Source organism: Streptomyces lasalocidi, assembly GCF_005280215.1.
GTDB classification, from domain to species: domain Bacteria; phylum Actinomycetota; class Actinomycetes; order Streptomycetales; family Streptomycetaceae; genus Streptomyces; species Streptomyces longwoodensis.
In genome coordinates this window covers 847,487-873,529 of sequence record NZ_SZNQ01000001.1, presented here as the reverse complement: position 1 = coordinate 873,529, position 26,043 = coordinate 847,487, and the positions used below count along the sequence as shown (strand labels likewise).

Below are 26,043 nucleotides of genomic sequence, written 5' to 3'. Positions count from 1 at the left end.
CTTGCGCCGCCGAGGGGTCGGGTACGCCCGTGCTGCCTCGGAGCCAGCCAACGGTGCCGCCCGCCCTCCCGCACCCGGACGGCACCCGGCCGGGTGACGGGCGCACTCGGGCGGACCCGGACCGACCGTCCGTCCGGGTCAGCCCGTGCCGTCCGCGCCGTCCGTGCCGTCAGCGGCGCCCGTCGTCACCGCGCGCTCGGCCGACAGGGCGCCCCAGGTGCCGTCCGGCAGCCGCGCCCGCAGCCGCACCCGCACCGTCCGCCCGGTCTCCTTCCCGAGGTAGAAGCTGTATGACGCCTCGTCCCGGGGCGCGTTCCCGCCCCACACGAGCGAGGTGGCCGTGCGCCCGTCGAGCCGGATCTCGTACTCGGTGACGACGCCGTCCACCCGCGGCGGCACCCAGGCGAGGTCGAGGTAGTACGCCCCGTCCGCCCGGTGGCTCGTCGCGCGGAAGCCGGCCGGCGCGGTGTCCCGGTCGGCGGCGCCGGTGCCGGGCCCGGTGGTCAGCCGGACGGCGGGCCCGGCCGCGGAGAGGTTGTCGGCGGCGTCCCGAGCCCGGACGGTGAAGGCGTAGCGGGTGCCGGGCCGCAGTCCCGTCACGACGGTCGCCGTCTGGTTCCCGCCGACGCTGTGGATCCTCGTCCCGCCCTGGTAGACGTCGTACGACACCACCGCGCGGTCGTCGGTCGCGGCGGACCAGGACAGCTGCACGGCCGTCGCCCCCACCGCGCGGCCCGCGACCCCGCCGGGCCGGGTGGGCGCGGAGCGGTCGGCCGCCGTGGCCGTCGGCGTGCTGGCGCGCACCTCGCGGCTGGGCGGGCCGAGCCGCCCCTCGCCGTCCCGGGCGCGCACGGTGAAGGCGTACGCGGTGCCGGGGGCGAGCCGTACGACGTCGACCATGTGGACGGAGCCGGGCACCTCCCGCACTTTGGCGGTGCCCCGGTAGACCTCGTAGGCCGACACGCCGGCCCGCGCACCGACGGCGTTCCACATCAGGTGCACGCTGGTCGCGCTGCCCGCCGCCGCGGTGACCCCGGTCGGCGCCCCGGGCGCCGCGCCCTCGGCGGCGCCGGCGGCCGTGTCATCGGTCGTCGAGGCACAGCCGCAGCCCAGCGCCAGCACCCCCGCGAGCACCGCTGAGCCCAGCACAACGCGTCGCACGGCTTCGCCTCCCGGCCCGGAACGGCGGCAATGGTCCGGACCAATATGCCGCGATGATGCGAGCACATCAAGAGGGTGTGACGTCTCCGGGCCGGCGTTGGTGGTCACCCGGGAGGGTTACGTATGCTGAGGGCCCCACGGGCGAACTGCCCCGAGAGGGCTGGGGAGTTCGCCCCGGAGGCGCGGACCGCTGTCGTCGCTGATCCCGCGCCGGCGGGTGGCCGGGTGGCCGGCGTTCCACATGGGCGCCGGCGCCCGCTCCCTGTCACCGCGTCAGAACGGTGCTCCGTACGGCCCCCTTCGAATGGCCCGGTAGGGCGACCCCCACGAGATTGGGCTGAGTGCTCGTCACCTCCCCCATGAGAGGGTCCCTTCCGTGCGTGTCCAGTCGTTGACCCTGGCCGTGGCCGGCCTCGCCCTGGTGGCCCCGACCCTCCCGTCCTCCTCCGCCGCCCCGACGGCGCCGCCGCCCCTGGGCGGTCCGGCGCCGCAGCACGTCGGAGCGGTCAGCGCGGCGGACCTGCTGGCCAGGGTGCGGGACTGCACACCCGTCTCCCAGGGCCGCTACCGCACCGACCACGACACACCCGCCACCGTCCCGGTGTGCGGCACCGGGGGCGTCGTCTTCTGGAAGGCCGACCTGGACATCGACTGCGACGGCCGCCCGGGCCGGTACTGCAACGCGCGCACCGACCCCCTGTACGCCCCCGGCACGGCCTTCCAGCAGTCCGACGGCCGTGACCTGAGCGCCGAGACCCTGCCGTACGTCGTCGTCCCGGCGCCCAGCGACATCTGGGACCACCGCCGGGACGGGGTGCGCGGCGGATCGGTCGCGGCCGTGGTCCACGGCGACCGCGTCCAGTACGCGGTCGTCGGTGACGTCGGCCCGGACGACATCATCGGCGAGGCGTCCTACGCCACCGCCGTGGGCCTCGGCATCCGCCCCGACCCGCACGGCGGCGGCACGCCCTCCGGCGTCACCTACATCGTCTTCAAGGACTCCGAGGTCAAGCCCATCCAGGACCGCGCGGCCGCCGTGGCCACGGGGGAGCGGCTCGCCCGCCTCTTCGTCCGCGGCGACACCGGCGCCGCGGCGACGGCCGGCGGATCCGCGGCCGCCACCACCGGCAAGGCGCCGGAGGACCCGCCCCGCCAGGCGGCGCCGGACGATGCGGCGGACCCGTCCGAGGAGTCGGCCGACGCCCCCTCCGACGAGGAACCGGACGGGCAGGGCGCGGACGCCGAGGACGAGCAGGAGGAGTAGCCGGGCGGGGGGGGGACCGCGCTCCTGACCCGCCGTGACGGGCGGTCCCCGGCGCCGCCCTCAGGCCTTGCGGTAGCTGTACGCCTCCGCGGCCGCCGCCGCCACCGCGTCCAGGTCCGCGCCCGTGGCCGCCGTGACCACCGCGGCGACCGCGCCCTCCACGAACGGGGCGTCCACCAGCCGGGTGTCGTCGGGCAGTTCGTCGCCCTCCGCGAGCAGCGCCTTCACGGTCAGGACGGCGCTGCCGAGGTCCGTGAGGACGGCGACCCCGGCACCCCGGTCCACCGACGCCGCGGCCGCCACGACCAGCTCGGAGCTGGTGCCGAGGCCGCCGCCCTCGGTACCGCCCGCCGGGGCGATGGGGACGTGCGGACCGCCGCCCACCAGCCCCTGGGCCAGCTCGGCGACGGCCGCCGCCACGGCCGCGCTGTGCGAGACGAGGACGATGCCGACCAGCCTGTCGTCGCTCATGGCGGCCCTCACTCCCCGTCCGTGTCGGCTTCGCCGAGCGCGGCGATCAGCAGGGCCGCCGAGGTGGCCCCGGGGTCCTGGTGCCCGATGCTGCGCTCGCCGAGGTAACTGGCCCGCCCCTTGCGGGCCTGCAACGGCGTGGTGGCCTCGGCACCCTGCTCGGCGGCGGCCCGGGCGGCGCCGAACCCGTCCCCGAGGGCGTCGACCGCCGGGACCAGCGCGTCGATCATGGTCTTGTCGCCCGGCGCGGCCCCGCCGAGCTGCATCACGGCGTCCACGCCCGTGCGCAGTGCCTCGGCCAGCTGCTCGGGGCCGACCTCCGGCGCGTCGCCGAGCGCCTTGCCGGTGCGGCGCAGCAGCGTGCCGTACAGCGGTCCCGACGCGCCGCCCACCGTCGAGATGAGCTGGCGCCCGGCGAGGATCAGGACGGCGCCCGGTGTGCGCGGCGCCTCCTTCTCCAGCGCCACGGTCACCGCGGCGAAGCCGCGCCGCAGGTTGCTGCCGTGGTCGGCGTCGCCGATGGGCGAGTCGAGGGCGGTGAGCCGCTCCGCCTCGCGTTCGACGGACGCGGAGGTGGCCGTCATCCAACGGCGGAAGAAGTCGGCGTCCAACACGGGGTCTCCTTGCGTGTCAGGTGCGTACGGGTGCGGTCGGCTGCGCCGGGGACGACTCCCTCACCGGCCCCAGCGCAGCCCGGGCGTGCTCACCGGGGCGTCCCAGAGCCGCAGCAGCTCCTCGTCGATCTGGCACAGGGTGACGGACGCGCCGGCCATGTCCAGGGAGGTCACGTAGTTGCCGACGAGCGTACGGGCGACGGCCACCCCGCGCTCGGTGAGCACCCGCTGCACCTCGGCGTTGAAGCCGTACAGCTCCAGCAGCGGGGTCGCGCCCATGCCGTTGACGAGCACCAGCACGGGGTTGCGGGGCGTCATGTCGTCGAGGATCGCGTGCACGGCGGCGTCGGCGATCTCCCGCGAGGTCATCATCGGCCGCCGCTCGCGACCCGGTTCGCCGTGGATGCCGACGCCGAACTCCAGCTCGCCGTCGGGCAGGTCGAACGTCGGGCTGCCCTTGGCGGGGGTGGTGCAGGCGCTCAGGGCGACGCCGAAGCTGCGCGCGTTCTCGTTGACCTGCCGGGCCACCGCCTCGACCCGCTCCAGGGGCTGCCCCTCGTCCGCCGCGGCGCCGGCGATCTTCTCGACGAAGAGGGTCGCCCCGGTACCGCGCCGCCCGGCCGTGTACAGGCTGTCGGTGACCGCCACGTCGTCGTCGACGAGCACCTTGGCGACCCGGATGCCCTCGTCCTCGGCCAGCTCGGCGGCCATCTCGAAGTTCAGTACGTCCCCGGTGTAGTTCTTGACGACGAACAGCACCCCGGCGCCGCTGTCCACGGCCGCCGCGGCCCGCAGCATCTGGTCCGGCACGGGCGAGGTGAACACCTCGCCGGGACAGGCCGCCGACAGCATGCCCGGCCCGACGAACCCGCCGTGCAGCGGCTCGTGCCCCGAGCCGCCCCCGGAGACCAGCGCCACCTGCCCGGCGACCGGCGCGTCCCGTCGGACGACCACCCGGTTCTCCACGTCCACGGTCAGTTCCGGATGCGCGGCCGCCATGCCCCGCAACGCGTCGGCGACCACGGTCTCGGGAACGTTGATGAGCATCCTCATGACTACCTCCGAGGGCTGGGCGGGTGTCCCGTTAGGAAGTATCGACCTTGCGGCGGCGAAGGTCACGTCCGTCGAAGACCTTCCGGCGGGGACACCCCGGGCGGCCGGAGCGCCGCCCGCCCTCACCCCTGGGCGGCCGCCCCGGGGGCCCGGCGCACGCCGACCGCGGCGACCAGCGCGCCCAGCACGCACAGCGCGCCCGCGACCAGCACGGAGGTGTGCACGCCGTTCATGAACGCTTGGTGGCTGCCCTCGACGACCGCTGTCCGCAGGGGTCCGGGCAGGGCGTCCGGGACGGGCGCGACCCCCATCGCCACGGCGTCCTTCGCCTCGCCCAGCCCCGCCGCCGCGTCGGCGGGCACCCCGGCGGCGGTCAGTTCGCCGGTGAGGGTGGAGCCGACCCGGCTGCCGATGAGCGACACCAGCACCGACGTGCCCAGCGCGCCGCCGACCTGCAGGGCCGTCGCCTGGAGGCCGCCCGCCACACCGCCGTCCCGGACGGGCGCGTTGCCCACGATGGCGTCGGACGACGACGACATCACCATGCCGACACCCAGGCCGAGCGCGATGAACGGCGGCCACATCAGGGCGTACGACGAGTCCGCGGCCCAGCCGAGCATCACGAAGCAGGCCACCGCCTGGAGCGCCATGCCGAGCGGCATCGTGAACCGCGGCCCGAACCGCTCCGTCAGGGCCGCGCCCAGCGGCGAGGCCACCACCGAGGCCAGGCTGAGCGGCAGGGTGCGCACCCCGGCCTCGACCGGGGAGAACCCGCGCACGTTCTGGAGGTAGAGCATCACGAAGAAGATCACACCGAGCAGCACGAAGAAGTTCAGCGCGGTGATGACCGTGCCGATGGTCAGCGCCGGGTTGCGGAACAGGCGCATCGGCAGCAGCGGCGCCGCCACCCGGTTCTCGTACAGGCCGAAGGCCACCAGGACCAGCACACCGCCCCCGATGGCGCCCAGGGTGCCGCCCGCGGTCCAGCCCCAGGTCTCGCCCTTGACCACGCCGAACACGACGGCGAGCAGCCCCACCGCCAGCAGCACGACCCCGCCGAGGTCGAACTTCTCGCCCCGCGCGGCGGTGTTCCTGCTCTGCGGCAGCACCAGGGCGCTGAAGACCAGCGCGGCCACGGCGATGGGCGCGTTGATGAAGAACACCGACTCCCAGTCGACGTGCTCCACGAGCAGTCCGCCGACGATCGGGCCGAGGGCGGTGGAGACGGAGGAGACCATGGCCCAGATGCCGACGGCCATGCCGAACTTCCGCGGCGGGAACACCGCCCGCAGCAGACCGAGGGTGTTGGGCATCAGCAGCGCGCCGAAGAAGCCCTGCACGGCGCGGAAGACGATGACGCCCGTGATGGACCCGCTCAGCCCGATGGCCACGGACGCCACGGCGAACCCGGCGACACCGACCAGGTAGAACGTCCGCCGCCCGAACCGGTCGCCGAGCTTGCCGCCGAGGATCAGCGCGGCGGCCAGCGCCAGGAGGTAGGAGTTGGTGACCCACTGGAGGTCGGCGGTGGACGCGTGCAGGTCGCGGCCGATCTCGGGATTGGCGATCGAGACGACCGACCCGTCGAGACCGACCATGAACAGGCCGAACGCGACGGCGATCAGCGTCAGCCAGGGGTTGGCCCGCAGACCGCGGGGCTGGTCCGGGGGAGCGGCGACGGAGGCCGCCGGGGTGGGGGAGTGGGTGTCCACGGAGGGCATGACAGTGCCTGTCCTTCGTTCGTTCGTTCGCCGGTCCGGCACCGGACGGCACGCGACAGCGGATCGACACGCCACAGGGAGCGCGCACGACGACGGGTCGCCGACCACCGGAGGAAGCCGGAAGGGCGAGAAAGGCGAGAAGAGGGGAGGGGAGGAGGAGGGCCGGGCCGCGGGGCCGCACGCGCCCGGGGTCCTACGACGGACCCGGCACCGCGCTCAGTGGGCGGCGGTGGCGGTGGCGGTGGCGGCGCTTGCGGTGGGCAGGTGCCGGCCGAGCGCGTTCAACGCGCCCAGCGCGGAGCCCAGGGCGTCCAGCTCGCCCTCCGTCAGGGCGCGCAGCGCGCCCACGACGTGGCCGGCCATCAGCTGCCTGACCTCGACGAGGCGCTGCCGGGCGACCGGTGTGAGGTGCAGGTGGGCGACGCGCTTGTCGGAGGCGTCCTGCCGGCGCTCCAGCAGGCCCTGCTCGGTGAGCTGGGTGACCAGTGCGCTGACGTTGTTGGGCTTCATCAGCAGCGCCTCGGCCGCGGCCCGGACGGTCACCCCGTCGTGGTCGCCGACGTGCCGGAGCAGCGCCAGCTGCGCCTCGGAGGGCTTGGGGTGCGGGTACACCAGGTCCACCTGCCGCTCCAGGGCCCGCCCCAGCGCGGGCAGGCACGCCACGAGGCCGGCGGCCACGTGGTCGAGGTCCTGCGCGGACGCGCTGTGCGGGGGCATGACGGCGAGCATAGGTACGGGCGGATACCTATGTCAACATAGCTAGCTGTTGCGTCCCGTCCCGGGGGCCGGGGCCGGCTCGTGGTCCGGGTACCGACCCCTGGACGGGCGCGGTCGGTTCAGCCCGTGGGCTGGGTGAAGCGGATGCTGTTGCCGAACGGGTCGCGCAGGCCGCAGTCGATGCCGTACGGCTGCTCGGTGGGCTCCTGGGTGAACTCCACGCCCCGGCCGCGCAGCGTCTCGTAGGTCTTGCGGCAGTCGTCCGTGCTGAAGATGAGGTGGCCGCCGGTCGCGCCCTTGGTGAGCAGCGCGCGGACCTGCTCCGCCGTCTCCTCGGACAGGGCCGGCGGACCCGGCTTCTCCAGCAGGATCTGGCGCTCGGGGTGGCCGGGGACACCGACGGTCAGCCAGCGCATGAAGCCGAGGTCGACGTCGGCGGTCACCTCGAGGCCGAGCTTGCCGACGTAGAAGCCGAGGGCCTCGTCCTGGTCGAGGACGTAGATCTGTGAGTGCGTGATTCCCGTGAACATGGGTGTCACGCTAACGACCCACGACGCGGAAAACTTCTCCGAAACCGCCGAGCCGGGGGTCAGCGGCCAGGACCGGGTGCGGGCCCGCCGTGGGACGGACGGGTCCAGGCCATCGTGAAGCACGTCGGCACGTGCACCGGCGGCGCCGCGGCCGGTCTCGCCGTGGCGGTCTCCTTGCGGTACGCGCGCGGGGAGCGGCCGACGATGTCCCGGAACGTCCGGCTGAACGTGCCCGGGCTGCCGAAGCCGACCTCGAAGCAGATCTCCGTGACCGGGCGGTCCGTCTCCCGCAGCAGGAACATCGCCCGCTCCACGCGCCGGCGCTGCAGGTAGCGGTGCGGCGTCTCACCGAAGGTGGCCCGGAAGGTCCGCGTGAAGTGCGACTCCGACACGTGCGCGACCCGGGCCAGCGCGGGCACGTCCAGGGGCTCGGCGTAGGCGCGGTCCATGGCGTCGCGGGCCCGGAGCATCCGGCGGTGCGTGTCTTCGGCGGCGCGGCTCACGCGGCCATCCCATCACGGCGGCGCGGTCCACCTGGAGGTCGACACCGGGCCCACCCACAGCGGGGCGGCATTCCAGCGCTCGGCGGCCCCCGCTGGACGCCCCCCGATATCGTCCGCGCATCCCATGTACCGTCAAGCCACCCGCCGATCCTCGCCGTCACCCCCGCAGGCACGAGCTCCCTGTCAACCGGTTCGGAGTTGGTGGTTCTCGTTGTCGCCGTCGGAACAGGAGCACGTCCATGCGTCTCTACGCCCAGAGCCCGGCGCGTCGGGGTCGTCAGCTGATCGCGGATCTGATCGCTCTGCTCCTGATCGCGAGCACGGTGAAGTTCGCCCTGGTGGTCCGTGACGCGATCCTGACGTTGGCCGAGCCCGGGCGGAAAGCCGAGAGCGCGGGCGACGGTCTTGCCTCCAGTCTCGACGATGCGGGCAACGCGGCCTCGAAGGTCCCGTTCGTCGGTGACTCGTTGAAGAAGCCACTCAAGTCCGCGGCCGAGGCCGGCACGAGTCTCTCCGATGCCGGACAGTCGCTGCAGGACACCGTGGGCCATGTCGCCACGCTCACGACGATCGCCCTGATCGTCCTTCCGACCGCCGTGATCCTGGTGTTGTGGCTCGTTCCACGGCTGCGGTGGATCCGGCGGAGCGCCACCACTCGCCGCCTCTTCGACGCCCCCGGTGGCGCCGACCTCCTCGCGCTGCGTGCGCTCACCGGGCCGCAGCGGCCGCTGGTCGCGCTCGCCACGCCGCCGGGCGGCCTGGCCGACGCCTGGCGTCGCGGGGACCCTGACGTCATCGCCGACCTGTCGACTCTGACGCTGCGACGCGCGGGTCTTCGACCTGGATGGCCGGGAGAACAAGTGGGCTGATGGTCGGCCGTGACGGGCTGTGGCAGCTGACTGTCCTGTCAGTCGCGCCTGGCACCATGGCCGCCCATGAACGCTGAATCGGCCGACCGCTCCTGGCTCCGCGACTTCCACCGCGGCTTCCTGCTCGAGGGCTACACCCTGACGCTGGTTCGCGGTCTCACTCCACGTGAGTACCTCGACCGCATCGGCGCCCAGCCGCAGGAAGACTGCGACGGCTTCCATGACTTCATCGCCCGGGACCGCGAATTCCAGGACGGTGAGGACGACTGGGGCGACCGCATGTTCGTCGGAGCCGCCCTGGTCCACGACGAAGACGCCGACTGGGTCCTGGCCCTCGAGATCAACGGCGGCATCGAGATCCACACCGATGCGATGAAGCACGCCACTCGCGGCACCCGCGGCGTCTCGCACTTCCGCAGCCCGAACGCCATGTCCCTGTTCTCCTGGTGGGAGGACGGTGAGCTGCGCACTCGCTTCGAGGGTCCCCTCCATCGAGAAGGCACCACACCGGACCACCTCCTCGACCTCATGCGCCGGACGGGGTTCGACCTCGAAACCGGCGCCTACGACCTGGAGAATTACGTCGCACTCGCGGAAGAGCTCACCGGCGTCCACCTGACCGCGAACATGCTCGAAGACGGCACCTACTCCATAGGCATCGTCGAGATCCCCACCCAGCACTGAACCGGTGTTCTCATCGACGTCACCGATCGCATGACACCCGCGCCCAATGAACAAGCCGAGCCGGTCACTCGGTGCCGTCGGCCGGCAGGCGCTCCGGCAGTCCGAGCCGCGGGAACCGGTCGTCGTGGAACGTGGTGACCTCGGTGATCGCCCCGCCGGTGACGCGCAGGACGTCGATCGTCAGCGGCAGGTACGCGCCCTCGGACCGCTGCCAGAGGTAGAAGGCCAGGGCCGGCTGCCGGTTCACCGAGGTGGGAACGGCGCGCAGACCGGTCATGCCCTCGAAGCCGCTCTCCCTCAGGAAGTCCACCACTGCGTCGCGGCCGACGTACAGGCCGGGCGTGGGCGGCATCGAGAAGCGGACGTCGTCCCGCAGCATCGAGGCGAGCGCCTCGACGTCCGTGGCCACGCTGGCCTCGGCGTAGCGGTGCACCAGCTCACGCAGGGTGGCGTCCTCCTCCCCGCCGGTCCAGTCCTGCCGCTCCTCGGGCAGGTGCTCCCGCATCCCGGCCCGGGCGCGCTGCAACGCGCTGTTCACGGAGTTGACCGAGTCGCCGAGGAACTCCGCGACGTCCTTCGCCGGCCACCCGAGCACGTCCCGCAGGATCAGCACGGCCCGCGGGCGCGGCGCGAGGTGCTGGACCGCGACCAGGTACGCCAGCTCGATCGTCTCCCGCGCGACGGCGACGGTCTCCGGCTCGTCCGCGTCACCCGCGGGCAGTTCGTCGAGCAGCCGGTCCGGGTAGGGCTGCAGCCACCGCGCCTCGCCGCCGGCCGCGGGCTCGGGGCGGCGCTTGGCGAGCAGGTCCAGGCAGGCGTTGGTGGCGATCCGGTACAGCCAGGCCCGGAACGTCGACCGCCCCTCGAAGGTCTCCCGCCGCCGCCAGGCACGCAGGAACGTCTCCTGCACGGCGTCCTCGGCGTCCTCGAACGACCCGAGCATCCGGTAGCAGTGCACGTGCAGCTCCCGCCGGTGCCGCTCGGCCAGCCCCGAGAAGGCCGACTCGTCGGCCTCGCCGAGACCGCCCGCACCCGGTCCGCTCATACCCAGCTCCTCCAGCATGGTGTCCGCGCCCATCACGTCATCCTTCCGTCTCACCCCGTCCGGTCGTACGTGTGACGGGCGCGGCCGCGAAAACTCATCACCAGGGCCGGTCGGCATGGCTGAGCAGCCGGCATGCCCCGCCATCCCAGGCCGACGGCGTCCGCAGAGCCGGGTGGATCCCTAGAGCCCGGTGGACCCCATCGGCCCGCGTCACCGCGACGACCGCCCGCTTCCCCCGGCACGGCACCAATCTTTAACGTTTCTTTTTCTTGAACCATTCGTGTTTGTGTGGAAGGGTCACGGCCATGACCGCACCCCAGTCCCCGTCCACCGCCGACGAGTTGCGCGGTGCCGGCCTGCGGGTGACGGCCGCCCGTGTCGCGCTGCTCGAGACCGTCCGCAAGGGCGACCACCTCGGTGCCGAGGCCATCGCCGCCGGTGTGCGCGAGCGCGTGGGGCACATCTCCGTCCAGGCCGTGTACGAGGCGCTGCACGCGCTCACCACGGCAGGACTGATACGCCGGATCGAACCGGCCGGCAGCCCCGCCCGGTTCGAGGGACGCGTGGGCGACAACCACCACCACGTGCTGTGCCGCGCGTGCGGTGCCGTCGCCGACGTCGACTGCGCGGTCGGCGACGCGCCCTGTCTGACCGCCTCCGACGACCACGGCTTCTCGATCGACGAGGCCGAGGTCATCTACTGGGGCCTGTGCCCCGACTGCTCCACCGCGCACCGCTCCTGAGCACCCCCGGCACCGCCAGCACCCGAGCACCCCAGCACCCGAGCACTTCGATCAACCCAGTCCGGAAGGAATGCCTGCATGGCTGAGAACCCCGACGCGATCGTCACCGACTCCAAGACGGAGGGCACGGGAGGCTGCCCGGTTGCGCACGGGCGTGCCGCCCACCCGACGCAGGGCGGCGGCAACCGCCAGTGGTGGCCGGACCGGCTGAACGTCAAGATCCTCGCGAAGAACCCCGCCGTCGCCAACCCGCTCGGCGCGGACTTCGACTACGCCGAGGCGTTCCGGTCTCTGGACCTCCCGGCCGTGAAGCAGGACATCGCCGAGGTGCTCACCACCTCGCAGGACTGGTGGCCCGCGGACTTCGGCAACTACGGCCCGCTGATCGTCCGCATGGCGTGGCACAGCGCCGGCACCTACCGCATCAGCGACGGCCGCGGCGGCGCCGGCGCCGGCCAGCAGCGCTTCGCGCCGCTGAACAGCTGGCCCGACAACGCCAACCTCGACAAGGCCCGCCGGCTGCTGTGGCCGGTGAAGAAGAAGTACGGCCAGAGCCTGTCCTGGGCCGACCTGATGATCCTCGCCGGCAACGTCGCCCTGGAGACCATGGGCTTCGAGACCTTCGGCTTCGGCGGCGGCCGCGAGGACGTCTGGGAGCCGGAGGAGGACGTCTACTGGGGTCCCGAGACCACCTGGCTCGACGACCGGCGCTACAGCGGCGACCGCGAGCTGGAGAACCCGCTCGGCGCCGTCCAGATGGGCCTGATCTACGTCAACCCCGAGGGCCCCAACGGCAACCCCGACCCGCTGGCCGCGGCCCGCGACATCCGGGAGACGTTCCGCCGCATGGCGATGAACGACGAGGAGACCGTCGCGCTCATCGCCGGCGGCCACACCTTCGGCAAGACCCACGGCGCCGGCCCCGCCGACCACGTGGGCAACGACCCCGAGGCCGCCTCCCTGGAGGAGCAGGGCCTCGGCTGGCGCAGCACCTACGGCACCGGCAAGGGCGGGGACACCATCACCTCCGGCCTGGAGGTCACCTGGACCACCACGCCGACCCGCTGGAGCAACGACTTCTTCGAGCTCCTCTTCGCCCACGAGTGGGAGCTCAGCGAGTCCCCGGCCGGCGCCAAGCAGTGGGTCGCCAAGAACGCCGAGCCGGTCATCCCGGACGCGCACGACCCGTCGAAGAAGCACCTGCCGACGATGCTCACCACGGACCTGTCGCTGCGCTTCGACCCGGTCTACGAGCAGATCTCCCGCCGCTTCCTGGAGAACCCGGACCAGTTCGCGGACGCCTTCGCCCGCGCCTGGTACAAGCTGACCCACCGTGACATGGGCCCGAAGTCGCTGTACCTCGGCCCGGAGGTCCCGGAGGAGACGCTGCTGTGGCAGGACCCGCTGCCGGAGCGCGAGGGCGAGCTGATCGACGCCGGGGACGTCGCCACGCTGAAGGCCAAGCTGCTGGAGTCGGGCCTGACCGTCTCCCAGCTGGTGAGCACGGCGTGGGCGTCGGCCTCGACGTTCCGCGCCACGGACAAGCGCGGCGGTGCCAACGGCGCCCGGATCCGCCTGGAGCCGCAGCGCGGCTGGGAGGTCAACGACCCCGACCAGCTGGCGCTGGTGCTGCGCACCCTCGAGGGCATCCAGCAGGACTTCAACGCCTCCTCGGGCGCGAAGAAGGTGTCCCTGGCCGACCTGATCGTCCTCGGTGGCTCCGCCGCCGTGGAGGCGGCCGCCAAGGAAGCCGGCGTCGAGATCCAGGTGCCGTTCACGCCGGGCCGGGTGGACGCCACCGAGGAGCACACGGACGCCGAGTCGTTCACCGCGCTGGAGCCGACCGCCGACGGCTTCCGCAACTACCTCGGCAAGGGCAACCGCCTGCCGGCCGAGTACCTGCTGCTCGACCGCGCCAACCTGCTCTCGCTGAGCGCCCCCGAGCTGACGGTCCTGGTCGGCGGTCTGCGCGTGCTCGGCGCCAACCACCAGCAGTCGCAGCTCGGTGTCCTCACCACGACCCCCGGGGTGCTGACCAACGACTTCTTCGTCAACCTGCTCGACCTGGGCACGACGTGGAAGGCGACCTCGGAGGACCAGACCACGTTCGAGGGCCGCGACGCGGCAACCGGTGAGCTGAAGTGGGCCGGCAGCCGTGCCGACCTGGTCTTCGGCTCGAACTCCGAGCTGCGCGCGCTGGCGGAGGTCTACGCGAGCGACGACGCGCGGCAGAAGTTCGTCACGGACTTCGTCGCGGCCTGGACCAAGGTCATGGACGCGGACCGGTTCGACCTGGTCTGATCCCTCGCAGCGTCCCGCCGTCCCGCCGTCCCGCCGTCCCGGCGGACACCGCGTGAACCGGTGGCCCCGGTCCTCCCCAGGACCGGGGCCACCGTGCGTCGCACCCACCGTGTGACACGCGGCGCCCTTGTTATGACCGTCGTCATAGGAGATGCTGCCTCCCGGCAGGGACCACCCGGCGGAAGGGGCAGCACATGGACGGCGTCGGCGTCGCGCGCACGATGTGGGAGCTCGGGGAACCGGTGCACGACCTGGTCTACTTCAGCCCCGAGGCCCGCGAGGCCGCGGACGGCCTCGGGATGCGCGGCTTCTGGATGGGCTACTTCGCGCTGCGCGCCGCCCCCCTCGGCCCCGTGCCCGCCCCCGTCGTCACCGGCGCCTTCTACGTCTTCCACCCGGCCCGCGTGGCGGGCGCCCTGCCCGACGCCTGGGGGTGCGCCGACCCGGCCGCGGTCGTAGCCGCCCGGGAGCGGGCCATGGACGCCGCCCTCACCCGGGTGTACGGCGCCGAACGCGTCGCCTCCGCCGACCTTACCGAGGCCGCCGACCTGGCCTGGCGGGCCGCCGAGGCCGCCGACACCGCGGGGCGGGTGCTCGGCGCCGCCAACCAGGCCCTCGACCGGCCGGCCCTGCCCCACGTACGGCTGTGGCAGGCCCTGACGACCCTGCGCGAGCACCGCGGTGACGGGCACATCGCCGTCCTCGTCGCCCACGGCGTCGGCCCCGTGGCCGCCATGGTCCTCAAGGTCGCCGCCGGGGAGTCCGACGCGGACCTCCTGCGCCTGGGCCGCAAGTGGGACGCCGAGGCGTGGGGGACGGCCGTAGAGGAACTGCGCGACCGGGGCTGGCTGGACGCCGACGGACGCCTCACCGCGCCCGGTGCGGCGGCCCGTGCCCGGATCGAGGCGGAGACCGACGCGGCGGCCGCCCGCCCCTGGCGGACCCTCGGCGCCGACGCCACCGCACGCCTCGCCGACCTGCTCGCCCCGCTGGCCAGGACGGTGCTGGACACGGGTCTGATCCCGTCCGGCAACCCGGTCGGCCTGACCGACGGGGTATGGACCGGCCGGCCGGTGCCGAGCCCGAGCGCCGAGTCGGACAGGACCTGGCAGAAGGTGTCGCGGACCCGACCGCCTGCCCCGCGCGAGACGCCCGTACCCCCCACCGCCCCCGGCGGTTAGGCTCGCCGTATGCGCATCTCCGTCTCCTCCGACATGGACGAACCCGTGGCCCGCGCGCTGGTCGCACAGCTGCGCGAGCGGGGGCACGACGTGGTCGCCCACGGGGCGCTGGTGCCGGGCGACGATCCCCAGTGGGCCGTGTGCTCGGCGCGGGCGGCGCGGGACGTGGCCGACGGGCGCGCCGACCAGGCCGTGGTGTGCTGCTGGACCGGCACGGGCGCCTCGATCGCCGCGAACAAGGTGCCCGGAGTGCGGGCGGCGCTGTGCACCGACGGCGCCACGGCCGACGGAGCGCGCCGCTGGAACGACGCCAACGTCCTCGCCCTGAGCCTGCGCCTGACCTCCGGACCGCTGCTGACGGAGATCCTGGACGCCTGGTTCACGGCCGTCCCGAGCGAGGACCCGGAGGACCGGGGCAACGTGGCCCACGTGGACGGACTGGACCGGACCAGGGCCGACGGGGCGGGGCCGGGGGAGCGCGGCGCCTGAGGCGCGCGGCGCCGCCCGGGCCGACCGGGGTCGCCCGAATGGGTCGGCCGGCCCTGTCGGGTACCCGGCGGTCGGGAGAGGGTGGACGGGTGCGCCACGGCACCCCGCCCACCGCACCGCGACCCGGAAGGGGACCAGCATGTCCGTCGACCCCCGGCAGGCGTCCACCGTGCTCACCGACGACGAACTGAGGACGCTCGACGCCCACTGGCGCGCCGCGAACTACCTGTCCGTCGGCCAGATCTACCTCATGGCCAACCCGCTCCTCACCGAGCCGCTGCGCCCCGAACACGTCAAGCCCCGCCTGCTCGGGCACTGGGGCACCTCGCCCGGCCTCAACCTCGTGCACACCCACCTCAACCGCGTGATCAAGGCCCGCGACCTGAACGCGCTGTGCGTCTGGGGCCCCGGGCACGGCGGGCCGGCCGTGGTCGCCAACTCCTGGCTGGAGGGGTCGTACAGCGAGGTCTACCCGGACGTCCCGCAGGACGCCACCGGCATGGCCCGGCTGTTCAAGCAGTTCTCCTTCCCGGGCGGCGTGCCCAGCCACGTCGCGCCCGAGACGCCCGGCTCCATCCACGAGGGCGGCGAGCTCGGCTACTCCCTCTCGCACGCGTACGGGGCCGCCCTGGACAACCCCGACCTGGTGGTGGCCTGCGTCATCGGCGACGGCGAGGCCGAGACCGGCCCGCTCGCCGCGTCCTGGCACTCCAACAAGTTCCTCGACCCCGTCCACGACGGCGCCGTCCTGCCGATCCTCCACCTCAACGGCTACAAGATCGCCAACCCGACGGTGCTGGCCCGCCTCCCCGAGCCCGAACTCGACGAGCTGCTGCGCGGCTACGGCCACGACCCCCTCCACGTCACGGGCGACGACCCGGCCGCCGTGCACCGGGCGATGGCCGGGGCGATGGACACCGCCCTGGACCGCATCGCCGCCCTCCAGCGCGCCGCCCGGGAGGGCCGCACCGCCGAGCGGCCCCGCTGGCCGGTGATCGTGCTGCGCACCCCCAAGGGCTGGACCGGGCCCGCCGAGGTCGACGGACTGCCCGTCGAGGGCACCTGGCGTGCCCACCAGGTCCCGCTGTCCGCGGTCCGCGACAATCCCGAGCACCTGCGCCGGCTGGAGGCGTGGCTGCGTTCCTACCGGCCCGAGGAGCTCTTCGACGAGCGCGGCGCGCCCCGTCCCGACGTCGTCGCCTGCGTCCCGGCGGGCACCCGCCGCCTGGGCGCCACCCCGCACGCCAACGGCGGCCTGCTGCTGCGCGCCCTGCCGATGCCCGACCTGGACACCTATGCCGTGGCCGTCGACAAGCCCGGCACCACCCTTCACGAACCCACCCGCGTCCTCGGCGACCTGCTCGAGGACGTCATGCGCGCCACCGCCGACCGCCGCGACTTCCGCCTCGTCGGCCCCGACGAGACGGCCTCCAACCGGCTCCAGGCCGTGTACGCCGCCAGCGGCAAGGCGTGGCAGGCGCAGACCCTCCCGGTCGACGAACACCTCGACCGGCACGGCCGCGTGATGGAGATCCTCTCCGAACACACCTGCCAGGGCTGGCTGGAGGGCTACCTGCTGACCGGCCGGCACGGACTGTTCTCCTGCTACGAGGCGTTCGTGCACATCGTCGACTCGATGGTCAACCAGCACATCAAGTGGCTGCGCGTCACCCGCCGGCTGCCCTGGCGCGCCCCCATCGCCTCCCTCAACTACCTCCTCACCTCCCACGTGTGGCGCCAGGACCACAACGGCTTCTCCCACCAGGACCCCGGCTTCGTCGACCACGTCCTCAACAAGAGCCCCGAGGCCGTGCGGGTCTACCTGCCGCCGGACGCCAACACCCTGCTGTCCGTGGCCGACCACGCCCTGCGCAGCCGCGACTACGTCAACGTGATCGTGGCCGGCAAGCAGCCCTGCTTCGACTGGCTGACCATGGACCAGGCCCGGGTGCACTGCGCCCGCGGCGCCGGCATCTGGGAGTGGGCCGGCACCGAGACCGGCGACCGGGAGCCCGACGTGGTCCTCGGCTGCGCCGGTGACGTCCCCACCCTGGAGGTCCTGGCCGCCGCCCAGCTGATCCGCCGTCATCTGCCCGGCCTCGCCGTGCGCGTGGTCAACGTCGTCGACATCGCCCGGCTGCTGCCGGCCGAGGAACACCCGCACGGCATGAGCGACTTCGAGTACGACGGGCTGTTCACCGCCGACCGGCCGGTCATCTTCGCGTACCACGGCTACCCGTGGCTCATCCACCGCCTCGCCTACCGCCGCACCGGCCACGGCCACCTGCACGTGCGCGGCTACAAGGAGGTCGGCACCACGACCACCCCGTTCGACATGGTCGTCGGCAACGACCTCGACCGCTACCGCCTCGTCATGGACGTCATCGACCGCGTCCCCGGACTCGCGGTGCGCGCCGCGGGCGTACGCCAGCGGATGGAGGACACCCGCCTGCGCCACCGCGAGTGGATCCGCGAGCACGGTACCGACCTGCCCGAGGTCGCCGACTGGACCTGGGAGGGCTGAGCGCCCGCGCTTCCGCCGGGTCCGCGCTCAGCCGACCGGTGTGCCCGTCGCGGCCCCGAGGTGGGCCGTGACCCACTCCCGCGCCAGCCGGGCGACCTCGTCCCGCGCGGCGGGGTCCTCCGGCACGGGCCCGGCGCCGGGGAGCACGGCGACCCGGTGCTCGCAGTGCATCCAGTCCGCGGCGAGCCGGTTGAGGCACAGGACCCGGGCGTCCCGGGAGCCGACCGCGAGCAGCGTGGGGACGTGGACCGCGGCCAGCGTGGCCGGGCTGGCCAGGTCGGGGCGGCCGCCGCAGCAGACGACGGCACGGATCCCGGGATCGAGCGCCACGGCCTCCAGCGCCGCCGCGGCCGCCGTCCCGGACCCGAAGTAGGCCACCGGGAGCCGGATCTCGTCGCGCGCCCACCGCGTCGCCGCCCGCAGCCGGCGGGCGAGCAGCACGATGTCGAACGGCAGGTGCCGGTCGCGGGCCTCCTCCCGGGTCACCAGGTCGAGCAGCAGCGCGGCCAGGCCGGCCCGGACCAGCAGGGCGGCGACGTGCCGGTGGCCGGGACAGTCGCACGCGGTGGCGCCGCCGAGGCAGTCGCCGTGGGCGAGCACGACCAGGCCGTACGCCGCGTCCGGCACGGTGAGCCGGGCCCGCAGCCGCACCGGCCCGGCGGGCACGTCCCGCTCCACCGCCTCGGCCTCGGCGTGGACCTCCCCGCCGGCCGCCCCGGGCGGCACCGTCGGCGCGCCCCCGGCGGCCGGTGCCCCGGGCTCCCGTATCGGCCGGGCCCGCGCGCCGGTCACCGTGTCGTCCTCGATCCGGGGGAAGGAGCGGTACCAGGCGCCCACCGAGCCGAGGTGGCGCAGCGGCTGGAGGCAGACCACCTGGTCGGCCACCGGGTGCAGCCGGGCCAGGGCCCGCTCGGGGGCGACCGGCACGGCCAGCAGGACGTGGACGGCGCCGCGGGCGCGCACGGCCCGGCAGGCCGCCGACGCGGTGACGCCGTCGGCCATGCCCTCGTCCGTGACCACCACGGTCCGCCCGGCCACCGGCTCGGGCGCCCGCTCCCCGCGGTAGCGGCGGGTCAGCCGGGCGACCTCGGCTCGCTCGGCCCGCTCCACGGCCCGCTGGTCCTCCGGTGCCAGGGCGACGTGCCGGATCACGTCCTCGTCGAGGACGCGCACCCCCTGTTCCCCCACGGCGCCGAAGGCGAGTTCCGGCTGCCAGGGCACGCCGAGCGCGCGCACCACGAGCACGTCCAGGGCCGCCCCGAGGTGCCGGGCCACTTCCCGCGCCACGGGCATGCCGCCGGGTGCCAGGCCGAGGACCACCACGTCCCGGCCCCGCAGGTGCTCCAGCCGCCGGGCGAGCAGGCGCCCCGCCTCCGTCCGGTCCACGAACCGCATGGGCCACCTCCTTGCACGGGCCGCCGCTCCTCGCCGCGGCCACGCCGCCCGCACGGGGTGCGCCCGGCAGGGCCGGCAGATCACCATGCACGGGCCGCCGCTGGCCGTGTCGTACGGGCCGGCGCGCGTGCGGGGGCGGGGTCGGCCGCGTGGGGGCGGGAGGACCGTCGCTCGTCGCGAACCCGGAGGGTGCGGTGCGCGGCCGCCCGGCGGCCGCTCGCACGGGTCGTCCGGCGTCGCCCTTCCCGTCCTCCTTCCAGCACACCACACCGACCCGGGCACCACCAGGCCTCTCGGGGGTCGCGTCACCGGCGGGAGCGCCCGCGGGCGCCCGTCACAAGGTCGCGGCGTGGTCCGGGACGTAGGTCTGGAGGTCGCGCGGGGTGCGCACGTACCCGGTCGGCCCGGGCCGCTCCGGGAGGTCGAGGACCGCCGGGGGGACCTCGCGGTAGGGCACCGAGTCCAGCAGGTGGGCGATCATGTTCAGCCGCGCCCGCTTCTTGTCGTCGCTCTCCACGTGGTACCAGGGCGCCTCGGGGATGTCGGTGTGGACCATCATCTCGTCCTTGGCCCGGGAGTACGCCTCCCAGCGGGTGATCGACTCCAGGTCCATGGCGGACAGCTTCCACCGGCGCAGCGGGTCCTCCAGCCGCTTGCGGAAGCGGTCCTGCTGCTCCGTGTCGCTGACCGAGAACCAGTACTTGCGCAGCAGGATCCCGTCCTCCACCAGCATCCGCTCGAAGACCGGGCACTGGCGCAGGAACAGCTGGTGCTCGGCCTTGGTGCAGAAGCCCATCACGTGCTCCACGCCGGCCCGGTTGTACCAGGAGCGGTCGAACAGCACGATCTCCCCGCCGGCCGGCAACTGCTCGACGTAGCGCTGGAAGTACCACTGGCTGCGCTGGCGCTCGGTCGGCTTGGGCAGGGCCGCGATCCGCGCGACGCGCGGGTTGAGGTGCTCGGTGACCCGCTTGATGGTGCCGCCCTTGCCGGCCGCGTCACGCCCCTCGAACACCACGACCAGACGCTTGCCCTCGGCCCGCACCCACTCCTGGAGCTTCACCAACTCCATCTGCAACCGCAGCAGTTCGCTCTCGTAGACCTTGCCCGACAGCTTCGCCGCCTTCTGCTCGGCCATACCGTCCGACTCCCCTCGCCGCGTTCCGCTGGACGCTCGCAGTGTAGGAAGCCCGGCGGGGATCCGCGACACAACAGGCCCCGGCCCGACTCGTCATCCTGGGCTGCCGCAGTGCGGACACCTCGCCGGGCGCCACGGCGGACGCCCCGCCCCCCCCCACTATCCTGGGCGCCGTGCCCCACGGTCAGCCCACCGCCGCCGACGGCCCCCTCGACGCCGCTGCCCGCTTCATCACGGCCCGTGCCCTGCGCCACCGCCCGCTCTCCGGCGCCGTGGGCGCGGTCGACCTGGACGACGGGCGCACCGTGGTCGTGAAGTGGGGGGACGGCCCGGACGCCGTACGGGCCGAGGCGGCCGGGCTGCGCTGGCTGGCCCGGGCGGGCGCCGTCCCGGTCCCCGCGGTGCACGGCCACGACGAGCACTGGCTGATCATGGACCCGGTGCCCGACGGCCGGCCCACGAAGCAAGGGGCCGTGCGGCTGGGCCGCGAGCTGGCCGCCCTGCACGCCGCCGGCGCCCCGGCGTTCGGCGCCCCGCCGCCGGGGGGACCGCGCGAGGCGTCCATCGGACGCGCGCCGATGCGCAACGTCCCCGGCGACGACTGGCCGACCTGGTACGCCGAGCACCGCGTCCTGCCCTACCTGCGCACCGCCGTCGACGACGGCACCCTCCGCCCCCGTGAGGCGGCCGAGCTGGAGCGGCTGTGCGCACGGCTGCCGGGCCTGGCCGGACCCGCCGAGCCCCCGGCGCGGCTGCACGGCGACCTGTGGAACGGCAACGTCCTGTGGGACGCCGACGGCCGGGCCTGGCTCATCGACCCCGCCGCGCACGGCGGACACCGCGAGACCGACCTGGCGATGCTCCACCTGTTCGGCTGCCCCGACCTGGACCGGGTGCTCGACGGCTACCAGGAGGAGGCCCCCCTCGCCGACGGCTGGCGCGAACGGACCGGCCTGCACCAGCTCTTCCCCCTGCTCGTGCACGCCGTGCTGTTCGGCCGCCCGTACGCCGACCAGGCGCTCGCGGTGGCGCGGGCGGCGGGGTGAGACCGGGGCGCCCTCCGGCTCACCGGGCGAGGATCAGTGCGCTCCCAGACCGCCGCCGCCGAACGACCCGCTGCTGCCCTTGCTCCAGCGCGGCCGGGTCGTCGAGGCGCTCGTCCGCGTGCGCATGTTGGTCAGCTCGTACGGGGTGAGCGGGCGTTCGCCCTTCGGGATCTGCGGCACGTCGTCGGGCTCGCGATTCTCCCGGATCTCGTGGACCGGGCCGTCCGGCGGCAGCTGCGGCTGCTCCTCGGGGCGCGGCCGCGGCGACTCGTTCATCTTGACCCGGTAGCCCAGCCAGAAGCCGCCGCCCAGCAGGGCCAGCAGGGCCATGGCGACGAGGAACAGCCCGAGACTGAGCAGACCGCTCGGCGCGGCCAGTTGCATGGATGCGGTAGTCATAACGGTGCAATACCCCTTGAATCGGACGCAAACCGCGATAACGGAACCGACCACGACGACGGTACGGAGGGTCGCCGAGCGGCTCCGGACGGTGCCCGGCCGGCCGGCGCCGCCCGCCCGACCCGCGCCCGCATCCGCCGTTGTGGCGGCGGGGTTTGGGGCCGGGGCCGGCGGCTACCCGCGCAGCGTGACCTGGATGACATCGCGGCAGGAGCAGCAGGAGCGACAGGAACGGCAGCACCAGCAGGAGCTCTTCCGTTTCCTGGAGGAGCGCTTCGCGTGCGCCCAGGCGTGCACCGAGTGTGCACGTTCCTGCGCGATGCGTGCGAGCCTCGTGGACCCGGACGGCACCGAACAGCAGGAACTGGCACGGCGCAAGGGGATCATGTGCGCCGAGGTGTGCGACGCGACGTGCCGCGTCCTCTCCGAGGAGAACCGCCAGGACGAGGACGGCATCCGCGTCCAACTGGAGTGGTGCCGCACCGTCTGCCTGGAGACCGCGCACGTCTTCGACGCGTACCCCGGCGCGGAGGAAGCGGCGGCGGCGTGCCGGGCGTGCGCCCGGGCGTGCACGACCTTCCTGGACACGTTGCGCTGACCTCCCGCCACCCGCCGCGCCGCCACGGGAGGCGGACGCCGCACCCTGGCCGGAGCGGATCACCGCGTGTTACCAAGGACCATGTCCGCACACGAGGGATCCCGCAGCTACGACGCCGTCATCGTCGGCGGCGGCCACAACGGCCTGGTCGCGGCGGCCTACCTGGCCCGCGCCGGCCGGTCCGTGCTGGTCCTGGAACGGCTCGGCCACACCGGCGGCGCCGCGGTCTCCACCCGCCCCTTCGCCGGCGTCGACGCCCGCCTGTCGCGCTACTCGTACCTGGTCAGCCTGCTGCCCGCGAAGATCGTCCAGGACCTCGGGCTGGACTTCCGGCTGCGCACGCGCGACATCTCCTCGTACACGCCCGTGGAGCGCGCCGGGCACCCGACCGGCCTCCTGGTCGGCGGGGGCGAGCGGCGCACCCGGGAGGCGTTCGCGCGGCTGACCGGCGGTGACCGCGAGTTCGACGCCTGGCAGCGGTTCTACGCCCTGACCGGACGGGTCGCCCGCTCGGTGTTCCCCACCCTCACCGAGCCCCTGCCCACCCGCGAGGAGCTGCGCCGCCGCGTCGACGACGAGGAGGCCTGGCGGGCCCTGTTCGAGGAGCCGATCGGCGTCGCCGTCGAAGAGCGCTTCAGCGACGACCTCGTACGGGGCGTGGTCCTGACCGACGCCCTGATCGGCACCTTCGCCGACGCCCACGACCCCACGCTGGCCCAGAACCGCTGCTTCCTCTACCACGTGATCGGCGGCGGGACCGGCGCCTGGGACGTGCCCGTCGGCGGCATGGGCGCCCTCACCGACGCGCTGGCCGACGCCGCCCGCGCCGCCGGTGCCGTGATCGCCACCGGTCACGAGGCCGTGCGGATCGACACCGACGGCCGCAACGCCGAGGTCAGCTGGCGCAGCGCCGACGGCGAGGGGGCCGCCGCCGCCCGGCACGTCCTCGTCGGCGCCTCCCCGCAGGCCCTCGCCGCCCTCACCGGCGACACCCCGCCGGCCCCCGCCGAGGGGGCGCAGCTGAAGGTGAACATGCTGCTCAAGCGGTTGCCCAGACTGCGGGACACCTCCGTCGACCCGCGCGAGGCGTTCGCCGGCACCTTCCACATCGCCGAGGGCTACGAGCAGCTCGCCGAGGCCCACGCCCGCGCGACTGCCGGGGAACTGCCCGCCGCGCCGCCCTCGGAGATCTACTGCCACTCCCTGACCGACCCGACGATCCTCGGCCCCGACCTGGTCGCCGAGGGCCACCACACCCTCACCCTCTTCGGCCTGCACGCCCCCGCCCGGCTCTTCGAGCGGGACAACGACGCGGTGCGCGAGGAACTGCTGCGGCGCACCCTCGCCCAGCTCGACGCCCACCTCGCCGAGCCGCTCGCCGACTGCCTGGCCACCGACGCGGACGGCCGGCCCTGCATCGAGGCGAGGTCCCCGCTCGACCTGGAGCGCGACCTCGGCCTGCCCGGCGGCAACATCTTCCACCGCGCCCTGTCCTGGCCCTGGGCCCAGGACGGCACCGGCCGCTGGGGCGTGGAGACCCGCCACCCCAACGTGCTGCTGTGCGGCGCGGGCGCGGTGCGCGGGGGAGGCGTCAGCGGGGTGCCGGGCCACAACGCGGCCATGGCGGTCCTGAAGCAGGACGTCCCCTGAGCGGCGGGTCGGTCGGGTCGCATGGGGCAGCCGGGACCGGGTACTGCGACAAGTCTGTACGAATCCGGCATATCGCATAGCGCAGGAGGATGTCATGGCGGACCTCAGCCCGATCGACCTCCAGAAGGCCCTCAACGGCATGGAGTACCCGGCGGAGAAGAAGGACCTCGTCGACTGCGCCCGCCGCAACGACGCGGACGACAGGGTCGTCAGCTCCCTCGACGGTCTGCACCAGGACCACTTCGACGGACCCAACGAGGTGCAGAAGGCGGTGTTCAGCGGCTGACCGCCGACCCGGGTCCCCTGGAGCATCTCACCGCCGTGGCCGCCGTCCCCGGCCGGGGACGGCGGCCACGGCGTGCCCGCCGCCGCCGAGCCCCCCGCGCAGGCGGCTTGACCCCCGCCGGTGGCGCGCCGAGGATCAAGGCCATGACGCCCGGACACGGCAGTACGGTCGACGGGGTGCTGCGGCGCAGCGCCCGGCGCACCCCGGCGCGCGTCGCGGTCGAGTACCGCGACCGCACCTGGACCTACCAGGAACTCGACGACGCCGTCTCCCGGGCGGCGGCCGTCCTGCTCGCCCGGGGCCTCGCCCCCGGCGACCGCGTCGGCGCCTACGGCCACAACTCCGACGCCTACCTCATCGCGTTCCTCGCCTGCGCCCGGGCCGGCCTGGTGCACGTGCCCGTCAACCAGAACCTCACCGGCGACGACCTCGCCTACCTGGTCCGCCAGTCGGGCAGCGCCCTGGTCCTCACCGACCCCGGCCTGGCCGGCCGGCTCCCGGACGGCACGCCCGCGCTGGCCCTGCGCGACACCGACGACGCCCTCCTCGCCCGGCTCGCCGACGCGCCCCCCTACGACGGGCCCGAGCCGCGGAGCGAGGACCTGGTGCAACTGCTGTACACCTCGGGGACGACGGCCCTGCCCAAGGGCGCGATGATGACCCACCGGGCCCTGGTCCACGAGTACCTGAGCGCCATCACCGCCCTCGACCTCAGCGCCGGCGACCGGCCCGTGCACTCGCTGCCGCTCTACCACTCGGCGCAGATGCACGTCTTCCTGCTGCCGTACCTGGCCGTCGGCGCGACCAACGTCATCCTGGACGCGCCCGACGGCGACCGGCTGTTCGACCTGATCGAACAGGGCCGCGCGGACAGCCTGTTCGCCCCGCCCACCGTGTGGATCGGCCTGGCCAACCGCCCCGACTTCGCCGAACGGGACCTCAGTGGCCTGCGCAAGGCGTACTACGGGGCGTCGATCATGCCGGTCCCGGTCCTGGAGCGGCTGCGCGCACGGCTGCCGGAACTCGCCTTCTACAACTGCTTCGGGCAGAGCGAGATCGGCCCGCTGGCCACCGTCCTGGCCCCCGACGAGCACCGGGGCCGCATGGACTCCTGCGGGCGGCCCGTCCTGTTCGTCGACGCGCGCGTGGTGGACGAGGACGGCAAGGAGGTGCCGGACGGCACGCCCGGCGAGATCGTCTACCGCTCGCCGCAGCTGTGCGAGGGCTACTGGGACAAGCCCGAGGAGACCGCCGAGGCGTTCCGCGACGGCTGGTTCCGCTCCGGCGACCTCGCGGTCCGCGACGCCCACGGCTACTTCACGATCGTCGACCGGGTGAAGGACGTCATCAACTCCGGCGGTGTGCTGGTCGCCTCGCGGCAGGTCGAGGACGCGCTGTACACCCACGAGGGAGTCGCCGAGGTCGCGGTCGTCGGGTTGCCCGACGAGAAGTGGATCGAGGCCATCACGGCGGTGGTGGTGCCCCGCGGCGAGGTGACCGAGCAGGAACTGATCGCCCACGCCCGGGCGGGGCTGCCCCCCTTCAAGGCGCCCAAGCGGGTGCTGTTCGTGGACGCGCTGCCCCGCAACGCCAGCGGCAAGATCCTCAAGCGGGAACTGCGCGACCGGTTCGCGTGAGCGGCCGGGAACGGGCGCTCCCCG

General features: G+C 74.1%; 24 protein-coding genes and 1 pseudogene. 13 read left to right on the top strand and 12 right to left on the bottom strand.

What is annotated here, in order from left to right; translation table 11 throughout:
- Positions 1 to 138 precede the first annotated feature (138 nt).
- The gene (locus E4U91_RS03785) at positions 139 to 1,161 is read right to left on the bottom strand and encodes a fibronectin type III domain-containing protein (protein ID WP_137305213.1); all 1,023 of its coding nucleotides are present in this window, start codon (positions 1,159 to 1,161) and stop codon (positions 139 to 141) included.
- A gap of 376 nt (positions 1,162 to 1,537) precedes the next feature.
- On the opposite strand from E4U91_RS03785, the pseudogene E4U91_RS03780 reads away from it, so the two are divergent.
- A pseudogene (locus tag E4U91_RS03780) lies at positions 1,538 to 2,242 on the top strand (glycoside hydrolase family 75 protein); the annotation flags it as partial.
- A 243-nt stretch (positions 2,243 to 2,485) separates the two neighbouring features.
- On the opposite strand, the gene E4U91_RS03775 reads toward E4U91_RS03780, so the two are convergent.
- From E4U91_RS03775 to E4U91_RS03745, 7 genes are all read right to left on the bottom strand, one after another.
- Complete coding sequence (locus E4U91_RS03775; RefSeq protein ID WP_137305211.1) at positions 2,486 to 2,896, bottom strand: PTS-dependent dihydroxyacetone kinase phosphotransferase subunit DhaM; 411 nt, start codon at positions 2,894 to 2,896, stop codon at positions 2,486 to 2,488.
- 8 nt (positions 2,897 to 2,904) lie between these two features.
- A complete protein-coding gene (gene dhaL / locus E4U91_RS03770) occupies positions 2,905 to 3,510 on the bottom strand; it encodes a dihydroxyacetone kinase subunit DhaL (RefSeq protein WP_137305210.1) in 606 nt (201 codons plus the stop codon).
- 60 nt (positions 3,511 to 3,570) lie between these two features.
- Positions 3,571 to 4,563, bottom strand: a complete 993-nt coding sequence (gene dhaK, locus E4U91_RS03765) for a dihydroxyacetone kinase subunit DhaK (RefSeq protein WP_137305209.1) — start codon at positions 4,561 to 4,563, stop codon at positions 3,571 to 3,573.
- Between the two features lie 122 nt (positions 4,564 to 4,685).
- The gene (locus E4U91_RS03760) at positions 4,686 to 6,284 is read right to left on the bottom strand and encodes an MFS transporter (protein WP_137305208.1); all 1,599 of its coding nucleotides are present in this window, start codon (positions 6,282 to 6,284) and stop codon (positions 4,686 to 4,688) included.
- 216 nt (positions 6,285 to 6,500) lie between these two features.
- Positions 6,501 to 7,001 (bottom strand): MarR family winged helix-turn-helix transcriptional regulator, encoded by a 501-nt coding sequence (locus E4U91_RS03755; protein ID WP_137305207.1) that lies wholly within the window; start codon positions 6,999 to 7,001, stop codon positions 6,501 to 6,503.
- A 119-nt stretch (positions 7,002 to 7,120) separates the two neighbouring features.
- Positions 7,121 to 7,531 carry a VOC family protein gene (locus tag E4U91_RS03750; protein ID WP_137305206.1) on the bottom strand — a complete coding sequence of 137 codons (411 nt, stop codon included), beginning with the start codon at positions 7,529 to 7,531 and terminating at the stop codon, positions 7,121 to 7,123.
- Between the two features lie 59 nt (positions 7,532 to 7,590).
- Positions 7,591 to 8,034, bottom strand: coding sequence for a helix-turn-helix domain-containing protein (locus E4U91_RS03745; protein WP_174867750.1), 444 nt, complete (start codon positions 8,032 to 8,034; stop codon positions 7,591 to 7,593).
- Between the two features lie 239 nt (positions 8,035 to 8,273).
- On the opposite strand from E4U91_RS03745, the gene E4U91_RS03740 reads away from it, so the two are divergent.
- Positions 8,274 to 8,903, top strand: coding sequence for a hypothetical protein (locus E4U91_RS03740; RefSeq protein WP_137305205.1), 630 nt, complete (start codon positions 8,274 to 8,276; stop codon positions 8,901 to 8,903).
- A gap of 66 nt (positions 8,904 to 8,969) precedes the next feature.
- The gene (locus tag E4U91_RS03735; protein ID WP_137305204.1) at positions 8,970 to 9,587 is read left to right on the top strand and encodes a DUF6461 domain-containing protein; all 618 of its coding nucleotides are present in this window, start codon (positions 8,970 to 8,972) and stop codon (positions 9,585 to 9,587) included.
- Positions 9,588 to 9,651: 64 nt separating this feature from the next.
- Here E4U91_RS03735 and E4U91_RS03730 read toward each other — a convergent pair whose 3' ends face one another.
- Complete coding sequence (locus E4U91_RS03730) at positions 9,652 to 10,665, bottom strand: RNA polymerase subunit sigma-70 (protein WP_137305203.1); 1,014 nt, start codon at positions 10,663 to 10,665, stop codon at positions 9,652 to 9,654.
- A 272-nt stretch (positions 10,666 to 10,937) separates the two neighbouring features.
- Between E4U91_RS03730 and E4U91_RS03725 the strand changes: the two genes are divergently transcribed.
- From E4U91_RS03725 to E4U91_RS03705, 5 genes are all read left to right on the top strand, one after another.
- A complete protein-coding gene (locus tag E4U91_RS03725; protein ID WP_137305202.1) occupies positions 10,938 to 11,375 on the top strand; it encodes a Fur family transcriptional regulator in 438 nt (145 codons plus the stop codon).
- A 78-nt stretch (positions 11,376 to 11,453) separates the two neighbouring features.
- Complete coding sequence (gene katG, locus E4U91_RS03720) at positions 11,454 to 13,676, top strand: catalase/peroxidase HPI (RefSeq protein ID WP_137305201.1); 2,223 nt, start codon at positions 11,454 to 11,456, stop codon at positions 13,674 to 13,676.
- A gap of 194 nt (positions 13,677 to 13,870) precedes the next feature.
- Complete coding sequence (locus tag E4U91_RS03715; RefSeq protein ID WP_241678500.1) at positions 13,871 to 14,857, top strand: SCO6745 family protein; 987 nt, start codon at positions 13,871 to 13,873, stop codon at positions 14,855 to 14,857.
- A 9-nt stretch (positions 14,858 to 14,866) separates the two neighbouring features.
- The gene (locus E4U91_RS03710) at positions 14,867 to 15,346 is read left to right on the top strand and encodes an RpiB/LacA/LacB family sugar-phosphate isomerase (protein WP_137305200.1); all 480 of its coding nucleotides are present in this window, start codon (positions 14,867 to 14,869) and stop codon (positions 15,344 to 15,346) included.
- A gap of 139 nt (positions 15,347 to 15,485) precedes the next feature.
- Positions 15,486 to 17,870: a phosphoketolase family protein gene (locus tag E4U91_RS03705; protein WP_137305199.1), complete on the top strand. Its 2,385-nt coding sequence runs from the start codon at positions 15,486 to 15,488 to the stop codon at positions 17,868 to 17,870.
- A gap of 27 nt (positions 17,871 to 17,897) precedes the next feature.
- Here the strand turns inward: E4U91_RS03705 and E4U91_RS03700 are convergent, their stop codons facing one another.
- Both E4U91_RS03700 and ppk2 read right to left on the bottom strand, forming a co-directional pair.
- Positions 17,898 to 19,265 (bottom strand): phosphoribosyltransferase family protein, encoded by a 1,368-nt coding sequence (locus E4U91_RS03700; RefSeq protein WP_137305198.1) that lies wholly within the window; start codon positions 19,263 to 19,265, stop codon positions 17,898 to 17,900.
- 334 nt (positions 19,266 to 19,599) lie between these two features.
- Entirely contained in the window at positions 19,600 to 20,403 is an 804-nt protein-coding gene (gene ppk2, locus E4U91_RS03695) for a polyphosphate kinase 2 (RefSeq protein ID WP_137305197.1), read from the bottom strand.
- Between the two features lie 173 nt (positions 20,404 to 20,576).
- Between ppk2 and E4U91_RS03690 the strand changes: the two genes are divergently transcribed.
- On the top strand, positions 20,577 to 21,449 hold the full coding sequence (locus tag E4U91_RS03690; protein ID WP_174867749.1) for a fructosamine kinase family protein: 873 nt from the start codon (positions 20,577 to 20,579) through the stop codon (positions 21,447 to 21,449).
- A 33-nt stretch (positions 21,450 to 21,482) separates the two neighbouring features.
- On the opposite strand, the gene E4U91_RS03685 is transcribed toward E4U91_RS03690, so the two are convergent.
- Positions 21,483 to 21,848: a DUF6479 family protein gene (locus E4U91_RS03685; protein ID WP_174867748.1), complete on the bottom strand. Its 366-nt coding sequence runs from the start codon at positions 21,846 to 21,848 to the stop codon at positions 21,483 to 21,485.
- A gap of 196 nt (positions 21,849 to 22,044) precedes the next feature.
- Between E4U91_RS03685 and E4U91_RS03680 the strand changes: the two genes are divergently transcribed.
- The 4 genes from E4U91_RS03680 to E4U91_RS03665 all read left to right on the top strand — a co-directional run bounded on the left by E4U91_RS03680 (position 22,045) and on the right by E4U91_RS03665 (position 26,019).
- A complete protein-coding gene (locus E4U91_RS03680; protein WP_137305195.1) occupies positions 22,045 to 22,446 on the top strand; it encodes a four-helix bundle copper-binding protein in 402 nt (133 codons plus the stop codon).
- 81 nt (positions 22,447 to 22,527) lie between these two features.
- Complete coding sequence (locus E4U91_RS03675) at positions 22,528 to 24,096, top strand: phytoene desaturase family protein (protein ID WP_137305194.1); 1,569 nt, start codon at positions 22,528 to 22,530, stop codon at positions 24,094 to 24,096.
- 94 nt (positions 24,097 to 24,190) lie between these two features.
- Positions 24,191 to 24,382, top strand: a complete 192-nt coding sequence (locus tag E4U91_RS03670; RefSeq protein ID WP_137305193.1) for a DUF2795 domain-containing protein — start codon at positions 24,191 to 24,193, stop codon at positions 24,380 to 24,382.
- A gap of 143 nt (positions 24,383 to 24,525) precedes the next feature.
- The gene (locus E4U91_RS03665) at positions 24,526 to 26,019 is read left to right on the top strand and encodes an acyl-CoA synthetase (protein ID WP_137305192.1); all 1,494 of its coding nucleotides are present in this window, start codon (positions 24,526 to 24,528) and stop codon (positions 26,017 to 26,019) included.
- Positions 26,020 to 26,043 lie beyond the last annotated feature (24 nt).

Bases quoted from the DNA above. Each gene is read 5' to 3' on its own strand.
- E4U91_RS03775 (WP_137305211.1), bottom strand. From the start codon at position 2,896: ATGAGCGACGACAGGCTGGTCGGCATCGTCCTCGTCTCGCACAGCGCG.
- dhaK (WP_137305209.1), bottom strand. From the start codon at position 4,563: ATGAGGATGCTCATCAACGTTCCCGAGACCGTGGTCGCCGACGCGTTG.
- E4U91_RS03760 (WP_137305208.1), bottom strand. From the start codon at position 6,284: ATGCCCTCCGTGGACACCCACTCCCCCACCCCGGCGGCCTCCGTCGCC.
- E4U91_RS03755 (WP_137305207.1), bottom strand. From the start codon at position 7,001: ATGCCCCCGCACAGCGCGTCCGCGCAGGACCTCGACCACGTGGCCGCC.
- E4U91_RS03750 (WP_137305206.1), bottom strand. From the start codon at position 7,531: ATGTTCACGGGAATCACGCACTCACAGATCTACGTCCTCGACCAGGAC.
- E4U91_RS03740 (WP_137305205.1), top strand. From the start codon at position 8,274: ATGCGTCTCTACGCCCAGAGCCCGGCGCGTCGGGGTCGTCAGCTGATC.
- E4U91_RS03735 (WP_137305204.1), top strand. From the start codon at position 8,970: ATGAACGCTGAATCGGCCGACCGCTCCTGGCTCCGCGACTTCCACCGC.
- E4U91_RS03730 (WP_137305203.1), bottom strand. From the start codon at position 10,665: ATGGGCGCGGACACCATGCTGGAGGAGCTGGGTATGAGCGGACCGGGT.
- E4U91_RS03725 (WP_137305202.1), top strand. From the start codon at position 10,938: ATGACCGCACCCCAGTCCCCGTCCACCGCCGACGAGTTGCGCGGTGCC.
- katG (WP_137305201.1), top strand. From the start codon at position 11,454: ATGGCTGAGAACCCCGACGCGATCGTCACCGACTCCAAGACGGAGGGC.
- E4U91_RS03715 (WP_241678500.1), top strand. From the start codon at position 13,871: ATGGACGGCGTCGGCGTCGCGCGCACGATGTGGGAGCTCGGGGAACCG.
- E4U91_RS03710 (WP_137305200.1), top strand. From the start codon at position 14,867: ATGCGCATCTCCGTCTCCTCCGACATGGACGAACCCGTGGCCCGCGCG.
- E4U91_RS03705 (WP_137305199.1), top strand. From the start codon at position 15,486: ATGTCCGTCGACCCCCGGCAGGCGTCCACCGTGCTCACCGACGACGAA.
- E4U91_RS03700 (WP_137305198.1), bottom strand. From the start codon at position 19,265: ATGCGGTTCGTGGACCGGACGGAGGCGGGGCGCCTGCTCGCCCGGCGG.
- ppk2 (WP_137305197.1), bottom strand. From the start codon at position 20,403: ATGGCCGAGCAGAAGGCGGCGAAGCTGTCGGGCAAGGTCTACGAGAGC.
- E4U91_RS03685 (WP_174867748.1), bottom strand. From the start codon at position 21,848: ATGACTACCGCATCCATGCAACTGGCCGCGCCGAGCGGTCTGCTCAGT.
- E4U91_RS03680 (WP_137305195.1), top strand. From the start codon at position 22,045: ATGACATCGCGGCAGGAGCAGCAGGAGCGACAGGAACGGCAGCACCAG.
- E4U91_RS03675 (WP_137305194.1), top strand. From the start codon at position 22,528: ATGTCCGCACACGAGGGATCCCGCAGCTACGACGCCGTCATCGTCGGC.
- E4U91_RS03670 (WP_137305193.1), top strand. From the start codon at position 24,191: ATGGCGGACCTCAGCCCGATCGACCTCCAGAAGGCCCTCAACGGCATG.
- E4U91_RS03665 (WP_137305192.1), top strand. From the start codon at position 24,526: ATGACGCCCGGACACGGCAGTACGGTCGACGGGGTGCTGCGGCGCAGC.